The organism is Streptomyces sp. NPDC059788 (assembly GCF_042732265.1).
Classification (GTDB): domain Bacteria; phylum Actinomycetota; class Actinomycetes; order Streptomycetales; family Streptomycetaceae; genus Streptomyces.
The window spans coordinates 1-23,339 of record NZ_JBHWHY010000076.1 but is presented as its reverse complement, the minus strand read 5'-3'; the positions used below and the strand labels follow the sequence as shown (position 1 = coordinate 23,339).

The 23,339-nt window shown below is 73.1% G+C and carries 15 protein-coding genes; 11 read left to right on the top strand and 4 right to left on the bottom strand.

From position 1 onward, the window contains the following. The first annotated feature begins 72 nt into the window (after positions 1–72). From ACFV57_RS39955 to ACFV57_RS39940, 4 genes are all read left to right on the top strand, one after another. Positions 73–2,640 carry a DUF4118 domain-containing protein gene (locus ACFV57_RS39955; protein WP_385243289.1) on the top strand — a complete coding sequence of 856 codons (2,568 nt, stop codon included), beginning with the start codon at positions 73–75 and terminating at the stop codon, positions 2,638–2,640. Positions 2,641–2,755: 115 nt separating this feature from the next. Continuing rightward, positions 2,756–3,439, top strand: a complete 684-nt coding sequence (locus tag ACFV57_RS39950) for a response regulator (protein ID WP_385243286.1) — start codon at positions 2,756–2,758, stop codon at positions 3,437–3,439. A 79-nt stretch (positions 3,440–3,518) separates the two neighbouring features. Next, entirely contained in the window at positions 3,519–3,917 is a 399-nt protein-coding gene (locus ACFV57_RS39945) for an OB-fold nucleic acid binding domain-containing protein (RefSeq protein ID WP_385243283.1), read from the top strand. 3 nt (positions 3,918–3,920) lie between these two features. After that, the gene (locus ACFV57_RS39940; protein ID WP_385243280.1) at positions 3,921–4,781 is read left to right on the top strand and encodes a DUF3159 domain-containing protein; all 861 of its coding nucleotides are present in this window, start codon (positions 3,921–3,923) and stop codon (positions 4,779–4,781) included. 153 nt (positions 4,782–4,934) lie between these two features. Here ACFV57_RS39940 and ACFV57_RS39935 read toward each other — a convergent pair whose 3' ends face one another. Together ACFV57_RS39935 and ACFV57_RS39930 are read right to left on the bottom strand one after the other, a co-directional pair. Further along, a complete protein-coding gene (locus tag ACFV57_RS39935; RefSeq protein WP_385243277.1) occupies positions 4,935–5,603 on the bottom strand; it encodes a potassium channel family protein in 669 nt (222 codons plus the stop codon). After that, positions 5,600–6,268 (bottom strand): potassium channel family protein, encoded by a 669-nt coding sequence (locus tag ACFV57_RS39930; protein WP_385243275.1) that lies wholly within the window; start codon positions 6,266–6,268, stop codon positions 5,600–5,602. The genes ACFV57_RS39935 and ACFV57_RS39930 overlap by 4 nt, the downstream gene beginning before the upstream one ends. Before the next feature lie 379 nt (positions 6,269–6,647). Here ACFV57_RS39930 and ACFV57_RS39925 point away from each other — a divergent pair, with 379 nt between their 5' ends. The 7 genes from ACFV57_RS39925 (at position 6,648) to ACFV57_RS39895 (ending at position 22,105) form a co-directional block, all read left to right on the top strand. Continuing rightward, on the top strand, positions 6,648–8,699 hold the full coding sequence (locus ACFV57_RS39925; RefSeq protein WP_385243324.1) for a potassium channel family protein: 2,052 nt from the start codon (positions 6,648–6,650) through the stop codon (positions 8,697–8,699). A 180-nt stretch (positions 8,700–8,879) separates the two neighbouring features. Next, positions 8,880–9,971: a PucR family transcriptional regulator gene (locus ACFV57_RS39920; protein WP_385243272.1), complete on the top strand. Its 1,092-nt coding sequence runs from the start codon at positions 8,880–8,882 to the stop codon at positions 9,969–9,971. Positions 9,972–10,160: 189 nt separating this feature from the next. Next, positions 10,161–10,763, top strand: coding sequence for a hypothetical protein (locus ACFV57_RS39915; RefSeq protein ID WP_385243269.1), 603 nt, complete (start codon positions 10,161–10,163; stop codon positions 10,761–10,763). Between the two features lie 94 nt (positions 10,764–10,857). Then, positions 10,858–12,867: a flotillin family protein gene (locus tag ACFV57_RS39910; protein WP_385243266.1), complete on the top strand. Its 2,010-nt coding sequence runs from the start codon at positions 10,858–10,860 to the stop codon at positions 12,865–12,867. 304 nt (positions 12,868–13,171) lie between these two features. Continuing rightward, entirely contained in the window at positions 13,172–18,202 is a 5,031-nt protein-coding gene (locus ACFV57_RS39905; protein ID WP_385243321.1) for a DNA repair ATPase, read from the top strand. 234 nt (positions 18,203–18,436) lie between these two features. Then, the gene (locus ACFV57_RS39900) at positions 18,437–20,488 is read left to right on the top strand and encodes an APC family permease (protein WP_385243263.1); all 2,052 of its coding nucleotides are present in this window, start codon (positions 18,437–18,439) and stop codon (positions 20,486–20,488) included. Positions 20,489–20,776: 288 nt separating this feature from the next. Further along, positions 20,777–22,105 (top strand): class I SAM-dependent RNA methyltransferase, encoded by a 1,329-nt coding sequence (locus ACFV57_RS39895; protein ID WP_385243260.1) that lies wholly within the window; start codon positions 20,777–20,779, stop codon positions 22,103–22,105. A gap of 75 nt (positions 22,106–22,180) precedes the next feature. Here the strand turns inward: ACFV57_RS39895 and ACFV57_RS39890 are convergent, their stop codons facing one another. Together ACFV57_RS39890 and ACFV57_RS39885 are read right to left on the bottom strand one after the other, a co-directional pair. Then, on the bottom strand, positions 22,181–22,381 hold the full coding sequence (locus ACFV57_RS39890) for an acyl-CoA carboxylase subunit epsilon (protein ID WP_385243257.1): 201 nt from the start codon (positions 22,379–22,381) through the stop codon (positions 22,181–22,183). A gap of 10 nt (positions 22,382–22,391) precedes the next feature. Then, positions 22,392–23,339: acyl-CoA carboxylase subunit beta (locus ACFV57_RS39885; protein ID WP_385243254.1), on the bottom strand; the 948-nt coding region annotated here is incomplete at its 5' end.

Genomic DNA, 23,339 nt, shown 5'->3' with positions numbered 1-23,339 from the left:
GGGATGCGCGGTCTGTAGGGTCGCAGCAGGCTCAGCCCGGTGGGGGCGGCCTTCACGTAAGACAATGGGGCCATGGCACGCGGCAAGCTACGGATCTATCTCGGCGCTGCACCGGGCGTCGGCAAGACGTACTCGATGCTGTCCGAGGCGCACCGCAGGGTGGAGCGCGGCACGGACGTCGTGGTGGCGTTCGTCGAGCACCACGACCGGCCCCGTACGGAGGTCATGCTGCACGGCCTGGAGCAGATCGGGCGCGTGGAGCTGGAGTACCGGGGCTCGGCCTTCACCGAGATGGACGTGGACGCGGTGCTGCGCCGCGAGCCGGCCGTCGCGCTCGTCGACGAACTCGCGCACACGAACGTGCCCGGCTCCCGCAACACCAAGCGCTGGCAGGACGTCGAGGAGCTGCTGGAAGCCGGGATCGACGTGATCTCGACGGTCAACATCCAGCACCTCGAATCGCTGGGTGACGTCGTCGAGTCGATAACCGGCGTGCGGCAGCGCGAGACCGTGCCGGACGAGATCGTGCGCCGGGCCGACCAGATCGAGCTGGTCGACATGTCGCCCCAGGCGATCCGGCGCCGGATGGCGCACGGCAACATCTACAAGCCCGACAAGGTGGACGCCGCCCTCTCGAACTACTTCCGGCCCGGCAACCTGACCGCCCTGCGGGAGCTGGCGCTGCTGTGGGTCGCCGACCGGGTCGACGAATACCTCCAGCAGTACCGCACCGAACACAGCGTCTCCACGATCTGGGCGGGCCGCGAACGCATCGTCGTCGGCCTCACCGGCGGTCCCGAGGGGCGGACGCTCATCCGCCGCGCCTCCCGGATGGCCGCCAAGGGGTCGGGCAGCGAGGTGCTGGCCGTCTACATAGCGCGCAGCGACGGGCTGACCTCCGCCTCGCCCAAGGAACTCGCCGTGCAGCGCACGCTGGTCGAGGACCTCGGCGGGACGTTTCACCACGTCATAGGCGACGACATACCGAGCGCGCTGCTGGAGTTCGCGCGCGGCGTCAACGCCACACAGATCGTGCTGGGCTCCAGCCGCCGCAAGACGTGGCAGTACATCTTCGGGCCGGGCGTCGGCGCCACCGTCGCCCGCGAGTCCGGCCCCGACCTCGACGTCCACATCGTCACGCACGACGAGGTCGCCAAGGGGCGCGGCCTGCCCGTCGCGCGCGGCGCCCGGCTCGGGCGGGCCCGGATCATCGCCGGCTGGCTGCTCGGCGCCGTCGCGCCCGTCCTGCTGTCGCTGCTGCTCACCGCGCTCGACAACGGCCCCGGGCTGGCCAACGACGTCCTGCTCTTCCTCTTCCTGACCGTCGCCGCCGCGCTGCTCGGCGGGCTGCTGCCGGCGCTCGCCGCGGCCGCCGTCGGCTCGATACTCCTGAACTTCTACTTCACCCCGCCCACCCACTCGATCACCATCGCCGACCCCAAGAACATCGTCGCCATCCTGATCTTCTTCGCGGTCGGCGTCTCGGTGGCCTCCGTCGTCGACCTGGCCGCCCGCCGCACCCACCAGGCGGCGCGGCTGCGCGCCGAGTCGGAGATCCTCTCCTTCCTGGCGGGCAGCGTGCTGCGCGGCGAGACGACGCTGGACGCGCTGCTGGAACGGGTGCGGGAGACCTTCGGTATGGACTCGGTCGCGCTGCTGGAGCGGGCCGGCGACGTCGAGCCGTGGACCTGCGCGGGGCGCGTCGGCGGCACCGGGGACGGCGATCCGCAGGCCAGGCCGTTGCAGCGGCCCGAGGACGCGGATGTGGACATGCCGGTGGGCGACCACATGGCGCTGGCGCTGACCGGCCGGGTGCTGCCCGCCGAGGACCGCCGAGTGCTCGCCGCGTTCGCCGCGCAGGCCGCCGTCGTCCTGGACCGCCAGCGGCTGGTCGGCGAGGCGGAGCGGGCCCGTGAGCTGGCCGAGGGCAACCGCATCCGTACGGCGCTGCTGGCCGCCGTCAGCCACGACCTGCGCACCCCCCTGGCGAGCATCAAGGCGTCGGTGACCTCGCTGCGCTCCGACGACGTCGCCTGGTCCGAGGAGGACGAGGCGGAGCTGCTGGAAGGCATCGAGGCGGGCGCCGACCGGCTGGACCACCTGGTGGGCAACCTGCTGGACATGTCCCGCCTGCAGACCGGCACGGTCACCCCGCTGATCCGCGAGATCGACCTGGACGAGGTGGTGCCGATGGCGCTCGGCGGCGTCCCCGAAGGCAGCGTCACCCTCGACATTCCCGAGGAGCTCCCGATCGTCGCCGTCGACCCGGGCCTGCTGGAGCGCTCCGTCGCCAACCTCGTCGAGAACGGCGTCAAGTACAGCCCGGAGGGCGAGCGCGTGCTCGTCTCCGCCAGCGCCCTCGGCGCCCGCGTCGAGCTGCGCATCGCCGACCGCGGCCCCGGCGTGCCGGACAGCGCCAAGGACCGCATCTTCGAGCCCTTCCAGCGGTACGGGGACGCCCCGCGCGGCGCGGGCGTGGGCCTGGGCCTGGCCGTCGCCCGCGGCTTCGCGGAGGCGATGGGCGGCACCCTCGCCGCCGAGGACACCCCCGGCGGCGGCATGACCATGGTCCTCACGCTGCGGGCCGCGCCCGGCGGGCCGCCGGTGCGGCCCGACCTCCCCGCCCAGGCGACGACGTGAGCGCGCGCCCCGCGGCGGCCCCGCGCAAGGCGCCTCCCGGCCCCCTGGAGCCGCCGTCCAGCCGACACCCCGCGGGCGCGGCCCGGCGGGTTTCCCCACCACGAGGAGAACGACAGTGAACCGGGTGCTTGTGGTCGATGACGAGCCGCAGATCGTACGGGCCCTCGTGATCAACCTGAAGGCGCGCAAGTACGAGGTCGACGCCGCCCCCGACGGGGCCACCGCCCTCAAGCTGGCCGCCGCCCGCCACCCCGACGTCATCGTCCTGGACCTCGGGCTGCCCGACATGGACGGCGTGGAGGTGATCAAGGGGCTGCGCGGCTGGACGCGGGTGCCGATCCTGGTGCTCTCCGCCCGGCAGACCTCGGACGAGAAGGTCGAGGCGCTGGACGCGGGGGCGGACGACTACGTCACCAAGCCCTTCGGGATGGACGAGCTGCTGGCCCGGCTGCGGGCCGCGGTGCGCCGCGCGGAGCCGACCGGGCCCGCCGAGGACGCGGTGATCGTGGAGACCGACGGGTTCACCGTCGACCTCGCCGCGAAGAAGGTCAACCGCGACGGCCGGGACGTGCGCCTTACGCCGACCGAGTGGCATCTGCTGGAAGTCCTGGTCCGCAATACGGGCCGTCTCGTCAGCCAGAAGCAGCTCCTCCAGGAGGTCTGGGGGCCCTCGTACGGCACCGAGACCAACTACCTGCGGGTCTACATGGCACAGCTGCGCCGGAAACTGGAGAGCGACCCCTCGCACCCCCGGCACTTCGTCACCGAGCCCGGCATGGGCTACCGCTTCGAGCAGTGACGGCGGACCCGGGACCACCGGCCCCGCGGCCCGCTCCGGGGCCGTGATCCCCGGCCCCGCGCACCGGTACGCTGGCCTCATGAGTGCTGGGACCCGATCCGAGAAGCCGGCAGGCCGTTTCCGCCGGATGCTCGACAGGCTGTCCTCCTCCGAGGAGGAGCTGGAGTCCGCCGAGCTGCAGCAGGACGCGCAGGACACGGGCTGCACCCGCATCTGCGACTGCGACGACCGCCAGATAGTCAAGGTCACCGGCACCCTGCGGCATGTGACGCTGCGGCCGCGCGCCGGTGTGCCCGCCCTGGAGGCGGAGCTGTTCGACGGCTCCGCCGCACTGGACGTGGTCTGGCTCGGCCGCCGTGCCATCACCGGCATAGAGCCGGGCCGCAAGCTCATCGCCTCGGGCCGGATCTCCATGAGCCACGGCCGCCGGGTGCTGTTCAATCCGAAATACGAACTCCGACCACTCGGACAGGAGTAGCCGGTGACGTCTGACGACCGACCGACCCGAACCACCGGACCGGCCGGCGAGCCGGTCCACGAGCAGGACGCCGCCGCGGACGGCAGAGCCGTGACCGAGGCCGCCCTGTTCGAGGCCTTCGGCGGCGTGCGCGGCATGGTCGAGACCGTGCTGCCCGGCCTGCTGTTCGTCACGATCTACACGGTCAACAAGGACCTGCACGTCTCCGCGATCGCCGCGCTGGCGGTCTCGCTGGTGCTGGCCGCCGCCCGCCTGGTGCGCAAGGACACCGTCAAGCACGCCTTCGGGGGTGTCTTCGGGGTGGCCTTCGGCGTGGTCTTCGCGATGATGACCGGCAACGCCAAGGACTTCTACCTGCCCGGCATGCTCTACACGCTGGGCCTGGGCGTCGCCTACATCGTCACCACGCTGGCCGGCGCGCCGCTGATCGGCCTGATCCTGGGGCCGGTCTTCAAGGAGAACCTCTCCTGGCGCACCCGCAACCCGGGCCGCAAGAAGGCGTACGCCAAGGCCAGCTACGCCTGGGGCGCGATCCTGCTCGCCAAGTGCGCGATCCTCTTCCCGCTGTACTGGTGGGCGGACACCACGCACCTGGGCTGGATACTGATCGCGCTGAAGATCCCGCCGTTCCTGCTGGCCGTCTGGCTCACCTGGCTGTTCCTGGCCAAGGCGCCGGCCCCGATCGACGTCTTCGCCGAGATGGAGGCCAAGGAGAAGGCCGAGGAGGAGGCGAAGGCGGAGCGGGAGCGCCGGGCGCGCGAGAGCGACGTCCTGGGCCGGGTGGCCGACGACCTCTACCAGGACGTCACCCCGCAGGCACTGGCCGCCGAGCAGCCGCGTCAGGCCCCGCAGCAGCGCGGCTGACGGACCGGCCGTACGGCGTACGCGCCGCCCGCGGCCCGTACGGCAGCACACCGGCGCCGGCCCGGCACTCGTACGGGACCGGCGCCCACGGCACGGCGATGGGCCCGGGAACCACAGGTTCCCGGGCCCATCGGCGTCACGTACCGCCCGCGATCACGCCTCGCGGCGTACCGACAGCAGGTCCTCCAACTGCTCCTCGCGCGACTGGGCCGCGACGAACAGCAGCTCGTCGCCCGCCTCCAGCGCGTCCTCCTGGTTGGGGGTGAGCACCCGGTTGCCGCGGATGATCGTGACCAGCGAGGTGTCCTCCGGCCACTGGACGTCGCCGACGCGGGTGCCGGCCAGCGCGGCCTCCGGCGGCAGCGTCAGCTCCACGAGGTTGGCGTCGCCGTGGCTGAAGCGCAGCAGCCGCACCAGGTCGCCGACGCTCACCGCCTCCTCGACCAGCGCCGACATCAGACGCGGGGTGGAGACGGCGACGTCCACGCCCCACGCCTCGTTGAACAGCCACTCGTTCTTGGGGTTGTTCACGCGGGCCACCACCCGCGGCACGCCGTACTCGGTCTTGGCGAGCAGCGAGACGACGAGGTTGACCTTGTCGTCGCCGGTCGCCGCGATGACGACGTTGCAGCGCTGCAGCGCGGCCTCGTCCAGCGAGGTGATCTCGCAGGCGTCGGCCAGCAGCCATTCCGCCAGCGGCACCCGCTCGACCGAGATCGCCGTCGGCGCCTTGTCGATGAGCAGGATCTCGTGCCCGTTCTCCAGCAGCTCGCCCGCGATGGACCGGCCCACCGCGCCCGCGCCCGCGATAGCGACCCTCATGCGTGCGCCTCCTCGGGCCCTTCGGCGAACACCGCTTCCACCTTCTCGACCTCGTCGGTGCGCATCATCACGTGCACCAGGTCGCCTTCCTGCAGCACGGTCTGCGAGGTCGGCAGCGTCGCCTCACCCAGCCGGGTGAGGAAGGCGACGCGTACGCCGGTCTCCTCCTGCAGCCTGCTGATCTTGTGACCCACCCAGGCCGGCGAGGTGTGCACCTCGGCCAGCTGCACACCCCCGCTCGGGTCGCGCCACAGCGGCTCGGCCCCCGAGGGCAGCAGCCGGCGCAGCATCTGATCGGCGGTCCAGCGCACGGTGGCGACCGTGGGGATGCCCAGACGCTGGTAGACCTCGGCGCGGCGCGGGTCGTAGATACGGGCCGCGACGTTCTCCACGCCGAACATCTCGCGCGCCACCCGGGCCGCGATGATGTTGGAGTTGTCGCCGCTGCTGACGGCGGCGAAGGCGCCCGCCTCCTCGATCCCGGCTTCGCGCAGCGTGTCCTGGTCGAAGCCGACCCCGGTCACCCGGCGGCCGCCGAAGCCCGATCCCAGGCGGCGGAAGGCGGTCGGGTCCTGGTCGACCACCGCGATCGTATGACCCTGGCTCTCCAGGGTCTGTGCGAGCGCGGAACCCACCCGCCCGCACCCCATGATGACGATGTGCATCGGCCCCTACCTCGCACCTTTCCCTGTGCTGTGACGCCGGCTGCTTCGACCTGGCGTGTTCGGCGACCACGCTACCTGGCGCGGGAGCCGCTGCATCCACGGAGTTCGCCCGCACGGCCGTCCTGGGCGTTAAGAAAGCGACAAGAGAACATAAGCAACGAGTAAGGTTCCTTGCGGTGCGGCCGGGAATCTGGTCCTCGATCAAGGGGCGGGGCGTTCGTGCCGGGCGCGCCCGGCCTGTCCGGGACGCGCCCCCTTCGCCCTGGTCCGGGCCCCGCGGCCGGCCGCGATCACGTGCGGCGGCACCGCCCCGTAAGGCACGCTGAGCGTCGTGTCCACCGTGCCTCAACAGCCCCAACAGGGCGCAGCCACCCCACACATGGTCGTCTGCGGCGACGACGCCCTCGCGCGCCGCCTCGCCGCCGAACTCAAGGACGTCTACCGGGAGCGGGTCACCCTCGTCGTCCCCTCCGCCAGAGAACCGCACCGGCCCCGCATCCCGCCGCCCGCCGGACCCCTGGGGCGGGCCCAGGCCCTGCTGGGACGGGTCTCGGCCGCCATGGTCCGTACGCCGGCCGGCTCACCGGACGCCCCCGGCGGCGAGGCCGGGGACGCCGACGAGCCGCCCGACGAGCCCATACGGGTCCTGGAGGCGGCGGAGGCCGACGACGACACGCTGGCCGAGGCCGGCATCGGCGCGGCGGGCGCGCTCGCGCTGGTCTACGACGATGACGAGACCAACATCCACGCGGCGCTGCGCGCCCGGCGGCTCAACCCCCGGCTGCGGCTGGTGATCCGGCTCTACAACCGCAAACTCGGCCAGTACCTGGAACAGTTGCTGGACCAGGCCGCCGCCGTCGGCGCCCTGGACGCCGAAGGGGCCGACGCGTCCACCACGGTCCTGTCCGACGCCGACACCGTGGCGCCCGCGCTGGCGGCCACCGCCGTCGCGGGCACCAGCAAGGTCATCGAGGCCGACGGCCTGCTGCTGCGCGCCGTCGAACGCAACCCCGCCCGGCAGGGCCCGGCCGCCGCCACGGGGCTGTGCCCGCTCGCCGTCCTGTCCGCGACGGCCGACGTGGCCGTGGACACCCCCGGCGCGCCGGACGCGGACACCGGCCCGGCGGACGGCCCGGCCGCCGACGACGGCCCCGACCTCCTTCCCGACGAGGCCACCACGGCGGCCGCCGCCGCACGCGGCACCGTCGTCCTGGAAACCGTCACCTACCAGGGCCGCCAGCCGCGCCCCGGCAGCCGGAGCGGTCCGCGCCGCCCGGCGCGCCCCGAACGGCGCGGCGGACCGGGCGCCCGGTGGAACCTGGGCGGCCTGCGCGGCCGGGGCGTGCCGCTGGGCTCCTTCTTCTCCCGCAGACTGCGCTGGTCGCTGGCGGGCGTCGTCGGCGCCGTCCTCGCGCTGGCCGTCGCCTCCTCCCTGACCACCGGCGACACCCCGCTGCACGCCACGTATCTCTCGCTCCTCGACCTCTTCGCCATCAACGAACCGGCCATCGGCGAGCCGGTCTCCCGCAAGGTGCTGCAACTCCTGTCCGGCCTCACCGGATTGCTGCTGCTGCCGGTCCTGGTGGCCGCCGCGCTGGAAGGGCTCGGCACCTTCCGCAACGCCACCGCGCTGCGCCGCCCGCCGCGCGGACTGTCCGGGCACGTGGTGCTGCTGGGTCTCGGCAAGGTCGGTACGCGGGTACTGGCCCAGCTGCACGAGCTGGGCACCCCCGTGGTGTGTGTGGAGGCGGACCCCGAAGCGCGCGGCATCGCGCTGGCACGCCGGCTGCGCGTCCCGACGGTGGTGGGCGACGTCACGCACGAAGGCGTACTGGAAGCCGCGAAGATCCAGCGCGCGCACGCCCTGCTCGCCCTCACCAGCGACGACACCACCAATCTGGAGGCGGCCCTCTACGCCCGCTCGGTCAAGCCGCAGCTGCGGGTGACGCTGCGCCTGTTCGACGACCGCTTCGCCACCGCCGTCTACCGCACACTGCGCGCCGCCCACCCCCGCGCGCGGACCCGCAGCCGCAGCGTCAGCTTCCTGGCCGCGCCCGCCTTCGCCGGCGCGATGATGGGCCGTCAGATCCTCGGCGCCATCCCCGTCGAACGGCGGGTGCTGCTCGTCGCCCGCGTCGAGGTGCGCGGCCACGCCGCCCTGGAGGGCCGCAGGGTCGCCGACGTCTTCCGCCCCGGCCTGCTGCGCGTCCTGGCGGTGGACACCTCCGCGTCCGACGGGCAGCCGGACACCGCGTCCGGGACCGCCCAGGAACTGCCGGAGCGCGGCCGCGCCCGGCTCGTACGGGAGCTGGGGGACGGCTACGAGCTGCGCCCCCAGGACCGCGTCCTGCTCGTCGCCACCCGCCAGGGGCTCGGCGAGCTGATCTCCCGGCACTCGCGGGCCGCCGGGGCGGTCCGGCAGGAGGCATAGGGAGGCGTCCCCGGGCCGTCCCCGTCCACCGGGCCGTACCCGATGCCCGGGCCGACCCGATCACCGCGCCGTACCGGATCGGCCGCCCCCGCCGCCGTCCGGCAGGATGGACCTGCCCCGAAGGCCGGGGCAGGGTGCACGGTGCGGTGGCGAGGAGCGCGAACGGTGAAGGACGGCGGGATGTCCCCCGAATTCCTGGAGGGGTACACCACGCTCCTCGCCGAGGTGTCGGACACCGGGCGGCTGCCCCGGCGCGCGGAACTGGACGCGCTGCGCGACCTCGGGGAGCGGGCCGCCGAGTCCGGGCACGGGCTGCGCGAACTGGTCGGGCTCTTCCTGGGGGAGACCCGGCGGGTGTGGGGCACGCTGCCGGGTGTGGCGCGGGCCGCGGGCGCCGCGGAGCGGGGCCGTACCGGCGACGCCGTGCTGGGCGCGGTGGACGCCGCGATCGCCGCCTTCGGCGAGGGGCACGAGCGCGCGCAGCGGCTCGCCGTGCGCCAGGAGGAGGCCGAGCGCCGCGAATTCGTCGACGACCTCCTGTACGGGCGCAGCGACCTGGGGCGGCTGGCCGAGCGCGCCGAGCGGTTCGGGCTGCGGCTGGCCCACGAGCACGCGGTCGCCGTCGCGGAGGGCGCCGAGCCCTTCGACGACATCCACCCGGTCGCCCGCCGGGTCGAACGCGAACTGCTCGGCCGGTTCGGCGACCGCGACGTACTGATCACCACCAAGGAGGGCCGTCTGATCTGCGTCGGCGCCAGCCGCGAGCGGGCGGTGCTGGACGCCTTCGCCACGTACGCGCGCTGGCCCGACGTGGGCCGGCCCGGCGCGCGGCGGGTGGCCATCGGACGGGCGCACTCCGGCGCGGGCGGCGTGGTGCGCTCGTACGAGGAAGCCCTGAGCGCGCTGGAGCTGGCCGCGCAGCTGAACCTGGAGGAACCGGTCCTGCGCGCCGCCGACCTGCTGGTCTTCCCCGTGCTGCTGCGCGACCGGGCGGCCATGGCCGACCTCGTGCGGACGGTCCTCGGGCCGCTGACGCAGTCGCGCGGCGGCGCCAGACCGCTGCTGGAGACGATCGGGGCGCTCGCGGCGGCCGGGTATGTGAACGCCGAGGCCGCCCGCCGCCTCAAGGTGAGCGTGCGCACCCTGTCGTACCGCCTGGAGCGCATCAAGTTCCTGACCGGCTACGACCCCTCGGACGGCCTGCAGCGCTTCACGCTGGAGACGGCGGCGATGGGCGCGCGGCTGCTGGGCTGGCCGGACAAGCCGCTGTAGCGAGCGCCGCGGGAGCGGAATCCGGCCGCTTTCTCTACACTCCGGCCACCGCCGGCGGCAAGACCGTGACCCGTTAACAGGCTATTAGGAACGCGTAAAGATTGCCGGAATCCGGCAATGTGCGAGCCCCCTTCCGCTTGCCATCATCAAGGAACCGGAAGGCACAGGAGCGAACGGGGGACGACGGCCATGGGCGACTTCGGGGCATTCACACGAGCCGCACTCGCCTTCCCGGCCGCGCTCTTCACCTTCGCGCTGGTGGTGGTGGCCGCCTACTGGCTGCTGGTGCTGATCGGCGGGGCAGGCGTCGACATCCTCGACGGGGGTGAGGGTGTCGACGGCGGTTCCGCCGGCACCGCCGGACTGCCCGTGACGGTCACCCTCACGCTCGGCGTGCTGATCGCCTGGGCGGTGTCCCTGGCCGGTGCCGCGCTGACCGAGAGCCTGCCGCTGCGCGCCGCCGCCCTGGCGCTCGCGCTGTGCGCGGCCTGGGCCGGCACCCGCGTCGCGGTGCGCCTGGCCCGCCGCCTGCTGCCTCCTGAACGGGTCGCCTCACGGGACGACTTCGTCGGCCGGGTGTGCGTCATCCGCACCGGCCGCGTCTCGTCCGACTTCGGCCAGGCCGAGGTGCGCGCCGACGACGGCTCGACGGCCATCGTCCAGGTCCGTACGCAGGACCCCGGACTCACCGCCGGCCACAGCGCGCTGATCTTCGACTACGACGCCGACGGCGAGTTCTTCCGGGTCGCGCCCTTCGACGCCGCCCTGGACCCGTACGGCCCGGCCGTCTGAGCGCCGACCGACCACCGACCGGAGCGCGCCGCGGCGCCCGCCGCGCCGCCGCGCCCGTCGAACCTCCCGACACACCGCAGGGATTGATTCACCGATGGATGCCATCACCGTAGGAATCGGCGTGACCGTCGCCGTGGCCGTACTCGTCGTGCTCGTGACGGTGCTCGCCCTCACCCGCCTCTACCGCAAGGTCCACCAGGGCCAGGCCCTGATCGTCTCCAAGTACCGCAAGGTCGATGTGACCTTCACCGGCTCGGTGGTGCTGCCGGTGCTGCACAAGGCCGAGGTGATGGACATCTCGGTGAAGACCATCGAGATCGGCCGCACCGGCCACGAGGGCCTGATCTGCCGGGACAACATCCGCGCCGACATCCGCATCGCGTTCTTCGTGCGGGTCAACAAGACCCGTGAGGACGTCGTCAAGGTCGCCCAGGCCATCGGCACCGAGCGCGCCAGCGACGTCGGCACGCTCCAGGAGCTGTTCAACGCCAAGTTCTCCGAGGCCCTCAAGACCGTCGGCAAGCAGCTCGACTTCCAGGATCTGTACACCAAGCGGGACGAGTTCCGGGACCGCATCATCGCCGTCATCGGCACCGACCTCAACGGCTACAGCCTGGAGGACGCGGCGATCGACTACCTGGAGCAGACCCCGCTGGACCAGCTCGACACCGCCAACATCCTCGACGCGCAGGGCATCCGCAAGATCACCGAGCTGACCGCGATCGAGCACGTGCGCACCAACGAGTACCGGCGCAACGAGGAGAAGGAGATCACCCGGCAGAACGTCGACGCCCGCGAGGCCGTCCTGGAACTGGAGCGCCGGCAGGCCGACGCGGAGATCCGCCAGCAGCGCGAGATCGCCACCGTACGGGCCAAGGAAGAGGCCGAGACGGCCCGCGTGCAGGCCGAGGAGCGGCTGCGCTCGCACTCGGCGCACCTGAAGACCGAAGAGGCGCTCGGCGTCCAGAACGAGAACCGCGAACGCGAGATCGCGGTGGCGCAGAAGAACCGCGAACGCGTCATCGCCATCGAGAACGAGCGCATCGAGAAGGACCGCCTCCTGGAGGTCATCGCCCGCGAGCGGGAGACCCAGCTGACCCGGATCGCCGCCGACAAGGAGGTCGAGGCCGAGAAGCGGGAGATCGCGGACGTCGTACGGGAGCGGATCGCCGTCGAGAAGACCGTCGCCGCGCAGGAGGAGGAGATCAAGAAGCTCCGTACGGTCGAGGAGGCCGAGCGCGAGCGGCAGTCGCTGGTCATCCGCGCCGAGGCCGAGGCGCAGCAGCGCCTGGTCAAGGACATCAAGGCGGCCGAGGCCGCCGAACAGGCCGCGGCGCACCGCGCGGCCGAGGAACTGACCCTGGCCGAAGGCCGGCGCAAGGCCGCCGACCTGGACGCCCAGGCCAAGATCCGGCTCGCCGAGGGCACCCAGGCCGAGGCCGCGGCCGCCGGGCTCGCCGAGGTGAAGGTACGGGAGATGAACGCGGCCGCCGTCGAGAAGGCCGGCCGGGCCGAGGCGGAAGCGGCGGAGGCGCTGCTGCGCGCCGAGGCGGCCGGGCTCACCGAGAAGGCCGCGGCGATGGCGGCGCTGGACGCGGCGAGCCGGGAGCACGAGGAGTACCGGCTGCGGGTGGCGGCCGACAAGGAGGTCCGCCTCGCGGGCCTGGACACCCAGCGGCAGATCGCCGAGGTGCAGGCGAAGGTGCTGGCCACCGGCCTGGAGAACGCGAAGATCGACATCGTCGGCGGGGAGAGCGTCTTCTTCGACCGGCTGGCCGGCTCCATCGGCGCCGCCAAGGGACTGGACGCGCTCGTCGAGCGCTCCGAGACCGTCCGTACGGCCGCGGGCCCCTGGCTCGACAAGAACGGGTCCACCTTCACCAAGGACCTGACCACCATGCTCGGCGGGCTCGGCGCGGCCGGACTGCGCGACCTGACCCTGGCGGGGGCCCTGACCAAGCTCATCGACCGGGGCGGCCCGCAGGCCGGTCACCTGAAGAGCCTGCTGGACGCCGCACACGCCAACGGGATCGCGGACACCCGGATCTCCGAGGCGGTCGCGGGGCCGGCGCCGGCCAACGGCGCGGCGGTGGCGGCGAAGTAGCCGCCGCACGGGACAGGACGGGCCGTGGCGGCGGGCGCTTCCGGGGGGATGCGCCCGCCGCCCGCGGCCCGACCGCCGCGGACACCCCGGCCGCGTACGGGCGGGTACGGGACGGACCTCCGTACGCGACCACCACACAACGGACCTCCGTACGCGACCACCACACAACGGGCCTCCGTACGCGGCCACCACACACATGCAACAGCCGGCGGCCGGCACGCCCACGCGGGTGTGCGCGCCGCCGTGCGGGCCGCGGGACGGCCGCGCGCAGGGACAGGAGACGCATCTCGTGCAGGACGACTTCGTGACGGAGACGGACGCCCGCGACGGACACGACCGTGCCCCCGAGGACACGCCGACCCAGGACACCGGCCACGGCAGCGACCTCGCCGACGGCACATACGAGGTGTTGCGCGATCGCCTCGCGGGCGCCGCCGCCGACCTCGCCGACCGGGCCCGCACCCTCAACGCCCGCCGCGTCGAGACCTTCGGCGGCACGGAACTCGCCCTGCTCGGCACCGACGGCCTCCGCACCGACGGCGCGGCCGTGATCCGGGACGCCGCGCAGGTCGGCGGCCTGCTGCTGACCGGCCGCAACGGCCTGCCGGAGCCCGGCGCGCCCTCGACCACCGTGTCCGACGTCTTCGCCCTGCACCGCCTCCACACCACCGGCGACGGCGTGCACCTCGAACCGGCAGCGCCCGACGCCGTGCCCGGACTCCTCGACGACCCCCGCTTCCAGCGGGACTTCGACGAGCTGTACCGCTACTACCGCCAGGCCCGGCTGCTCCGCCTCCACCGCACCGGCGCCCTGCTGCTCGCCGTCTTCCAGACCGGCGAACGGCTCGACGACACCCGGGTACTGCGCTGGAAGATCCCCGCATCGGGGGGCGCGGCGGAACACGGCGCTCCCGTCTACCTGGACGCCAAGGGCGACCGCGACCACACCGCCCCGCCCGCCCACGACTTCGCGTGGACCCCGGCCACCCGTGAGGACCACGTACCCGGCCGCTACCCCCACCTGTCCGTCCAGGGAGAGGTCTTCCTCTCGACCGGTGGCGGCGCGCTCACCCTGAAGACGGAGCCGGACACCGAGACGGACGACGGCCTCCACTCCGAGCCGGTGGACGAACCCCTGCAGTCCCTCGCGGACGCCGAGGTCGCCCACGCCCGCGTCGGACCGCTGATCCTGCTGCGCGTCCGCCCGTACAACGAGACCGCCGACCGCTACCTGGTCTTCAACACCCGCACCCAGGACGTGCGCCGGATCGACGCGATCGGGCAGGCGTGCCGCGCGCTGCCAGAGAACCAGGGCATCGTCTTCCCCGGCGGCCACTACCTCACCACCGGCACCCTCAGGACCTTCGACACCGGCATCACCGGCCTCGCCTTCGACCGCGAACACCGTTCCCCCAACGGCGAGGACGTCCTCTACGCGTTCCACGACCGCGCCGAAGGACGCACCCTGCTCCTCCCGTACAACCTCGTCCGCGAAGAGGCCGCCACCCCGCTGACCGCCTACGGCCACGCGCTCCTCGACGACGGCACCCTGGCCGTGCTGCGCGGCACCCGCGAGCCGGGCCGCGTCCACCCCGTCCAGGTCTGGCGCACCCCCTTCACCTCCGACGCGTACGCCGCCGCGCGGCCGGCCGGGGACGGCGGCCCGCTGGCCCGGATCGGCAACGCCGAGCTGGTACGCGGCGTCTCCGACGCGCTCTCCGTCGCCCGCATGGCCACCGACATGGCCCCGGCCGGCCCGGTGTTCGAGGCCATCGCCGCCGCGGCGGCCCGGGTCGCGGACCGCCACCACTGGCTCGGCGAGGACGCGCTCGGCGCGCTGGGCGAGCCGCTGGAAGCCGTACGGGCCGCCGCCGACCAGGTCGTCGAGGAGTTCGCACGCGTCACCGAACTGCGCCGCCAGGCCGCCACCGCGCTGGAGGAAGCCGCTGACCGCACCACCGCGCTCGTCCGGCGCGTCCGCGGCGAACAGCCCGCGACCGCCGACGCCTGGGTACGCAACCTCACCGCGCTGCGCCACGCACAGGGCCGCCTGGAAACCCTCCGGGAAACCCGCCACATCGACCTGGACCGCCTCGCGGAACTCTCCGCGGGCCTCACCGACGACCTGGCCGCCGCCGGACGCCGGGCCATCGCGTTCCTCAGCGGCGAGGACGCCTTCGCCGCCACCCACCGCGCCGTCGCCGAGCTGACCGCGCAGGCCGCCGCGGCGGCCACCGCCGCCGACGCCGAACCGCTCGCCGCCCGCATCGACGAACAGGCCGAAGGGCTGCGCGTCGTCACCGAGGTCGTCGGCACCCTCGACCTCGCCGACACGACCGTACGGACCACCATCCTGACCCGCGCGGGCGAGGTGCTCGGCGCCGTCAACCGCGCCCGCGCCACCCTGGACGCCCGGCGCAGGCAACTGCTCGAAGCGGAGGGCCGGGAGGAGTTCGCGGCCCGGTTCGCGCTGCTCGGGCAGGCCGTGGCGGGCGCACTGGCCGCGGCCGGCACCCCCGAGGAGTGCGACGACGAACTCGGCCGCCTGCTCCTCCAACTGGAAAACCTCGAAGCGCGCTTCGGCACGTCGGACGAGCACCTGGAGCGGATCGCCGCCCAGCGTGAGGAGATCGGCGAGGCGTTCTCCGCACGCAAGCAGGCCCAGCTCGACGCGCGCGCCCGGCACACCGACCGGCTCGCCGGGTCCGCCGGACGCGTCCTCGCCACCGTCACCCGCCGGGCCGCCGCCCTCACCACCCTCGACGAGATCAACGCCTTCTTCGCCGCCGACCCGCTCGTCGGCAAGGTCCGCGCCACCACCGGCGAACTGCGCGACCTCGGCGACGGCGTCCGCGCCGACGAACTCGACGGCCGCCTGCGGGCCGCCCGCCAGGAAGCGGCCCGCGCCCTGCGCGACCGCACCGACCTCTACGACGCCACCGGCACCATCCGGCTGGGCCGGCACCGCTTCGCCGTCAACACCCAGCCCGTCGATCTGACCCTGGTCCCGCACGGCGACCGGCTCGCGTACGCCGTCACCGGCACCGACTACCGCGCGCCCGTCGACGACGCACGGCTGTCGGCCCACCGCGCCTTCTGGGACCAGCCGCTGGTCTCCGAATCACCGCAGGTCTACCGGGCCGAGCACCTGGCCGCGCTGATCCTCGCGCGGGCCGAGGAAGGCGCTGGCGTACGGGGCGCGGACGCGCCGGTTCCGGACCTTGCCGCGCTCCAGGAGGCAGCCGCCGCCGACGCGCTCCTCCCGCTCGTCCGCCGGGTGGCCGAAGCCCGCTACGACGAGGGGTACGACCGGGGCGTCCACGACCACGACGCCACCGCGATCCTCGCCGCCCTGCTCCGCTTGCACACCGCCGCGGGCCCGCTCCGCTACCCGCCGCACCTGCGCGCCGCCGCCCAGCTCTTCTGGGCGTACGGCACCGACGGCCGCGCCCGCGCGCTGTGGGCCACCCGCGCCCACTCCCTCGCGCGCGCCCGGACGGTCTTCGGGCCGCCGACGGGGTGGGGCGCGCTCTCCGCCGAGCTGGGCGGGGCGGCGTACGGGTTCCTGCGGGAGGCGGGGGAGGGACTGGCCGGGGAGGGGCCGCTCGTGGACGGGCCGGCCGGGGACGGGCCGGCCGGGGACGGGCCGGCCGGGGAGGCGCCCGATCCGACATCCGCCCTCGGCGCCTACCTCATGGCCGAGCTGGCCGACGGAGGAGGCCCCCGCTTCGCCACCAGCGCCGCCGCCCGCGACCTGCTGGCCGGATTCCAGGAGGCCATCGGCGGGCCGGGCGCGCCCGCAGCCAAGGAACTCGCCGAGGACCTGCGGGCCCTCGACGGGGACCTGGCCGCCCGCCACCAACTCGTCACCGCCTGGCTCGGCGCGTACACCGAGGCACACGGCGCCACGCCGGACGCCCTGCCCGAAGCCGTCGCCATCGAGGTCTGCGGCCCGGCCCTGGACCGCCGCGAGCTGACCGCGCCCACCGGCACCGAGGTGCCCGGCCTGCTCGGCAGCCACCCCCGGATCGCCGCCGGCGGCACCCTGCCCGTACGGCTGGACGAACTGCTCACCCGGACCGACACGTTCCGCCGCAGCCGCGTCCCCGCGCACCGCGCCTACACCCACCGCCGGACCGAACTCCTCGCCGCCGAACGCGACCGGCTCCGCCTGGACGCCTACCGCCCCCAGGTCATGTCCGGCTTCGTCCGCAACCGCCTCATCGACGAGGTCTACCTGCCGCTGATCGGCGACAACTTCGCCAAGCAGCTCGGCGCCGCGGGGGAGGGGCGCCGCACCGACAGCCAGGGACTGCTCCTGCTGCTGTCGCCGCCGGGCTACGGCAAGACGACGCTCATGGAGTACGTCGCGGCCCGCCTCGGCCTCCTCCTGGTCAAGGTGGACGGCCCGGCCCTCGGCCACCACACCACCTCCCTCGACCCCGCCGCGGCCCCCGACGCCGCCGCCCGCCGCGAGGTCGAGAAGATCTCCTTCGCGCTGGAGGCGGGCAGCAACGTCCTCCTCTACCTCGACGACATCCAGCACACCTCCCCGGAACTGCTCCAGAAGTTCATCCCGCTGTGCGACGCGCAGCGGCGGATGGACGGCGTGCGGGACGGCGAGGCCCGCACGTACGACCTGCGCGGCAAGCGCTTCGCGGTGTGCATGGCGGGCAACCCGTACACCGAGTCGGGACAGCGCTTCCGGCTGCCCGACATGCTCGCCAACCGCGCGGACGTGTGGAACCTCGGCGACGTCCTCAGCGGCAAGGAGGCGCTCTTCGCCCACTCGCACATCGAGAACGCGCTGCCGGCCAACCCCGTCCTCGCCCCGCTCGCCGCCCGCGACCGCGCCGACCTCGGCCTGCTGGTCCGGATGGCCGAGGGCGACGACTCCGTACGCGCCGACCGGCTCGCCCACCCCTACGGCACGGCCGAACTGCGCGAGATCGTCTCCGTACTGCGCGGCCTGCTCCAGGTGCGCGAGGTGGCGCTGGCCGTCAACCGCGCCTACATCGCCTCCGCCGCGCAGGCCGACGCGACCCGCACCGAACCGCCGTTCCTCCTCCAGGGGTCGTACCGCAACACCGCCAAGATGGCGGCGCGCCTGGTCCCCGTCATGAACGACACGGAGCTGGCGGCGCTCGTCGACGACCACTACCGCGGCGAGGCGCAGACCCTCACCACCGGCGCCGAGGCCAATCTCCTGAAGCTGGCCGAGCTGCGCGGCCGGCTCGGTCCCGAGCAGGCGCGGCGCTGGGCCGAGGTGAAAGAGATGTGGAGATCCCAGGTGATCGAGAAGGACCGGACGGCCCGGCCCGTTAAGAAAGCGTAGAAATCCCGGGGCGCTGGTCGGCGGTCTTTACGGAGGCATGGAAATCCCGCGGCGTTAAGAAGTCGTACAGAAGAAGAAGGGGCGGGGGAGCGCCGGTCCGCGCTGTGCAGGGAAGATGAAACCGCTGGTGGCCGAAGCGGCCGCGGAAGACCCCCGCGGCATACGGACCCATCGCCGCCACACGCACGGGTGGCGGGTGGGCGACCGCCTTGACGAAGGCTTAGCATCCTCTGCGTGTCCAAACTGACCGACGTGCCCAAACGGATCCTTATCGGGCGCGCACTGCGCAGCGACAAGCTCGGCGAGACCCTTCTCCCCAAGCGCATCGCGCTCCCTGTGTTCGCCTCCGACCCGCTCTCGTCCGTGGCCTACGCCCCGGGCGAGGTGCTGCTCGTCCTGTCCGTAGCGGGCGTGTCGGCGTACCACTTCAGCCCCTGGATCGCGGTGGCGGTCGTGGTGCTGATGTTCACGGTCGTGGCGTCCTACCGGCAGAATGTGCACGCCTACCCGAGCGGCGGCGGCGACTACGAGGTCGCCAACACCAACCTCGGGCCCAAGGCCGGGCTGACCGTCGCCAGCGCCCTGCTGGTCGACTACGTCCTGACCGTCGCCGTCTCCATCTCCTCCGGAGTGGAAAACCTCGGCTCGGCGATCCCCTTCGTCACCGAACACAAAACGCTCTGCGCCATCGTCATGATCGCGCTGCTGACGGTGATGAACCTGCGCGGCGTCAAGGAATCCGGAAAGCTCTTCGCGATTCCGACGTACATCTTCGTCGCCGGCGTCTTCATCATGATCATCTGGGGCGTGGTGCGCGGCGTGATCATGGGCGACACCATGAAGGCGCCCACCGCCGACTTCACCATCCACGCCGAACAGGGCGGCCTCGCCGGCTTCGCCCTCGTCTTCCTCCTGCTGCGCGCCTTCTCCTCCGGCTGCGCCGCGCTCACCGGCGTCGAGGCGATCTCCAACGGCGTCCCCGCCTTCCGCAAGCCCAAGTCGAAGAACGCCGCCACCACCCTGGCCCTGATGGGCGGCCTGGCCGTCACCATGTTCTGCGGCATCATCGGCCTGGCCATGGCCACCGACGTGAAGATGGCGGAGACCCCGGCCAAGGACCTGCTGCACAACGGCGTCCCGGTCGGCTCCGGCTACACCCAGAACCCGGTCATCTCGCAGGTCGCCGCCGCGGTCTTCGGCGACGGCACGTTCTTCTTCGTCGTGCTCGCCGCCGCCACCGCCCTGGTCCTCTTCCTCGCCGCGAACACCGCGTACAACGGCTTCCCGCTGCTCGGCTCGATCCTCGCCCAGGACCGCTACCTGCCGCGCCAGCTGCACACCCGCGGCGACCGGCTCGCCTTCTCCAACGGCATCGTGCTGCTGGCCGGCGCGGCCATCGTCCTCGTCTACCTCTACGGCGCGGACTCCACCCGCCTGATCCAGCTCTACATCGTCGGCGTCTTCGTCTCCTTCACGCTCAGCCAGGTCGGCATGGTCCGCCACTGGAACCGCCACCTGCGCACGGAGAAGGACCCGGCCAAGCGCCGCCGGATGCACCGCTCCCGGGGCATCAACGCCTTCGGCGCCACCCTCACCGGCCTGGTGCTCGTCGTCGTCCTGCTGACCAAGTTCAGCCACGGCGCCTGGGTGGCCGTCCTCGGCATGGTCATCTTCTACGTCACCATGACCGCGATCCGCCGCCACTACGACCGGGTCGCCGAGGAGATCGCCGCCGAGGACGTCCCCGGCGACGAGGCCGTACGGCCCTCCCGCGTGCACTCCATCGTGCTGGTCTCCAAGGTCCACAAGCCCACCCTGCGCGCCCTGAGCTACGCCAAGCTCATGCGCTCGGGCACCGTCGAGGCGGTCAGCGTCGACGTGGACCCCGCCGAGACCAAGGCCCTGAGGGAGGAGTGGGAACGCCGCGGCATCGACGTACCCCTGAAGGTCCTGGCCTCCCCCTACCGCGAGATCACCCGCCCCATCGTCGACTACGTCAAGTCACTGCGCCGCGAGAGCCCGCGCGACGCCGTCTCCGTCTACATCCCCGAGTACGTCGTCGGCCACTGGTACGAGCACCTGCTCCACAACCAGAGCGCCCTGCGCCTCAAGGGCCGCCTGCTCTACACGCCCGGCGTGATGGTCACCTCCGTCCCCTGGCAGCTCGACTCCTCCGAGGCCGCCAAGCGCCGCGCCCGCAAGCGCGCCGAATGGAACGCGCCGGGCGCGGTGCGGCGGGGCCCCGTCGCCCAGCCGAAGAAGGAGAAGGCAGCCACACGGAAGTAGCGCCGCGCCCGCAGGGCTACGGGCCCGGACCTGCCGTGGGGCGGGGCCGGGCCCTTTTCGTATGTGCTCTGCTGGGGGGCGGGCTCTCCCCTTCCCCGCCACGCGGCGGCGCCAGGCCCTCCCCGTACCTGATCTGCGCCCGCTCCACGCCCTCCCTCTACCCGCTCCCCGCCCGGTTCGGCCTCCGCCCCGTCGCCCCGTAGACTTGTCGGCTGGCGTCCGGCCCGTAGCACCACGGGTGACCGGCGCGCCCCTCCACCCCGCCCCACCTCCAGGAGCCCTCCCACCATGCAGACCGAACCCAAGAAGTCGCTGGTCGGCGAGGAGTACGAGGTCGAGGTCGGCCCCGTCGCGCACGGCGGCCACTGCATCGCCCGTACGGACGAAGGCCAGGTCCTGTTCGTACGGCACGCCCTGCCCGGCGAACGCATTGTCGCCCGCGTCACCGACGGCGAAGAAGGCGCCCGCTTCCTCCGCGCCGACGCCGTCGAGATCCTCACCCCCTCCAAGGACCGCATCCCGGCCCCCTGCCCCTTCTCCGGCCCCGGCAAGTGCGGCGGCTGCGACTGGCAGCACGCGGCCCCCGGCGCCCAGCGCCGCCTGAAGGCCGACGTCATCGCCGAACAGCTGTCCCGCCTGGCCGGCCTCACCCCCGAAGAGGCCCGCTGGGACGGCACCGTCGAACCGGCCCCCGGCGACAAGGTCCCCAAGGGCGAGGTCCCGGCCTGGCGCACCCGCGTCCAGTACGCCATCGACGCCGAAGGCCGGGTGGGCCTGCGCAAACACCGCTCCCACGACGTCCAGCCCGTCGACCACTGCCTGATCGCCGCGCCGGGCGTCAGCGAACTCGGCATCGAAAAGCGCGACTGGCCCCAGATCGCCACCGTCGAGGCCATCGCCGCCACCGGCTCCCACGACCGCCAGGTCGTCCTGACCCCCCGCCCCGGCGGCCGCCTGCCCATCGTCGAACTCGACAAGCCCGTCTCCGTGCTCCGCGTCGGCGAGAAGGACGGCGGCGTACACCGCGTCCACGGCCGCCCCTTCGTCCGCGAACGCGCCGCCGACCGCACCTGGCGCGTCGGCAACGGCGGCTTCTGGCAGGTCCACCCCCGGGCCGCCGACCTCCTGGTCGAGGCCGTCATGCAGGGCCTGATGCCGAAGAAGGGCGACATGGCCCTCGACCTCTACTGCGGCGTCGGCCTCTTCGCCGGCGCCCTCGCCGAACGCGTCGGCGAAAAGGGCGCCGTCCTCGGCATCGAATCCGGCAAACGCGCCGCCGAGGACGCCCGCCACAACCTCCAGGACCTCGACCGCGTCCGCATCGAACACGGCAAGGTCGAGCAGATCCTCCCGCGCACCGGAATCACGGACGTGGACCTGATCGTCCTCGACCCCCCACGCGCAGGCGCCGGCCGCGAAACGGTCACCCACCTCGCGTCACTGGGCGCCCGCCGCATCGCATACGTAGCCTGCGACCCGGCAGCCCTGGCCCGCGACCTGAAGTTCTTCGCGGGGGAGGGGTACGTGCCGCGGAGGATGCGGGCGTTTGATTTGTTTCCGGTTACGCATCATGTGGAGTGTGTTGTCATCCTTGAGAGGGCGGCAAAGGGCTCCTGACCTGCGGCTTTGTGCGTGCGCATGATGTGCGGTGTGGGCGTTACGGGTGATGTCCTGACGCTGGAACGACGCTTGTCAGGCGGTGCGCCGCCAGCTGCCGGGCGGGTGGTAGGCGGGGCGGCGCCAGACGGGGGCCGGTTCGGCGGGGGCCGGTTGCGGGGAATCGCGGTGGGCGGCGCGGGTCATCAGTACCGCGGTCAGTGCGGCGAGTTCGGTGGCGTCGGCCGTACCGCGGACGATGCGGAAGAGGGACGCGCCGGGTTCGGGATCGGGCACAACGGGCTCCTTACTGGGGCGGGTTGCCGTGCTTGCGTGCGGGCAGGTCGGCGTGCTTGTTGCGGAGCATGGCCAGGGAGCGGATGAGCACCTCGCGGGTCTCGGCGGGGTCGATGACGTCGTCGACCAGGCCGCGTTCGGCCGCGTAGTAGGGGTGCATCAGCTCGGACTTGTACTCCTTGACCATCCGCGCCCGCATCGCCTCGGGGTCGTCCGCCTCCGCGATCTGCTTGCGGAAGATGACGTTGGCCGCGCCCTCCGCGCCCATCACCGCGATCTCATTGGTCGGCCAGGCATACGTCAGGTCCGCGCCGATGGACTGCGAGTCCATGACGATGTACGCGCCGCCGTAGGCCTTGCGCAGCACCACCGAGATCCGCGGCACCGTCGCGTTGCAGTACGCGTACAGCAGCTTGGCGCCGTGCCGGATGATGCCGCCGTGCTCCTGGTCCACGCCCGGCAGGAAGCCCGGCACGTCCAGCAGCGTGACGAGGGGAATGTTGAACGCGTCGCACATCTGCACAAAACGCGCGGCCTTCTCCGAGGCCTCGATGTCCAGCACCCCGGCCAGCGACTGCGGCTGGTTGGCGACCAGCCCGACGACCTCGCCGTCCATCCGGGCCAGCGCCACGATGATGTTGGTGGCCCAGCGCTCGTGGACCTCCAGGAACTCGCCGTCGTCGACCAGCTCCTCGATCACCGCGCGCATGTCGTAGGGGCGGTTGCCGTCGGCCGGCACCAGGTCCAGCAGCGCCTGCCCGGCGCGCCCGGCCGGGTCCTCGCACGCCACCGACGGCGGGTTCTCCCGGTTGTTGGAGGGCAGCAGGGAGATCAGGTAGCGGACCTCTTCGAGGCAGGTGGCCTCGTCGTCGTAGGCGAAGTGGCACACCCCCGAGGTCTCGGCGTGCACATCCGCGCCGCCCAGCCCGTTCTGGGTGATCTCCTCGCCGGTCACCGC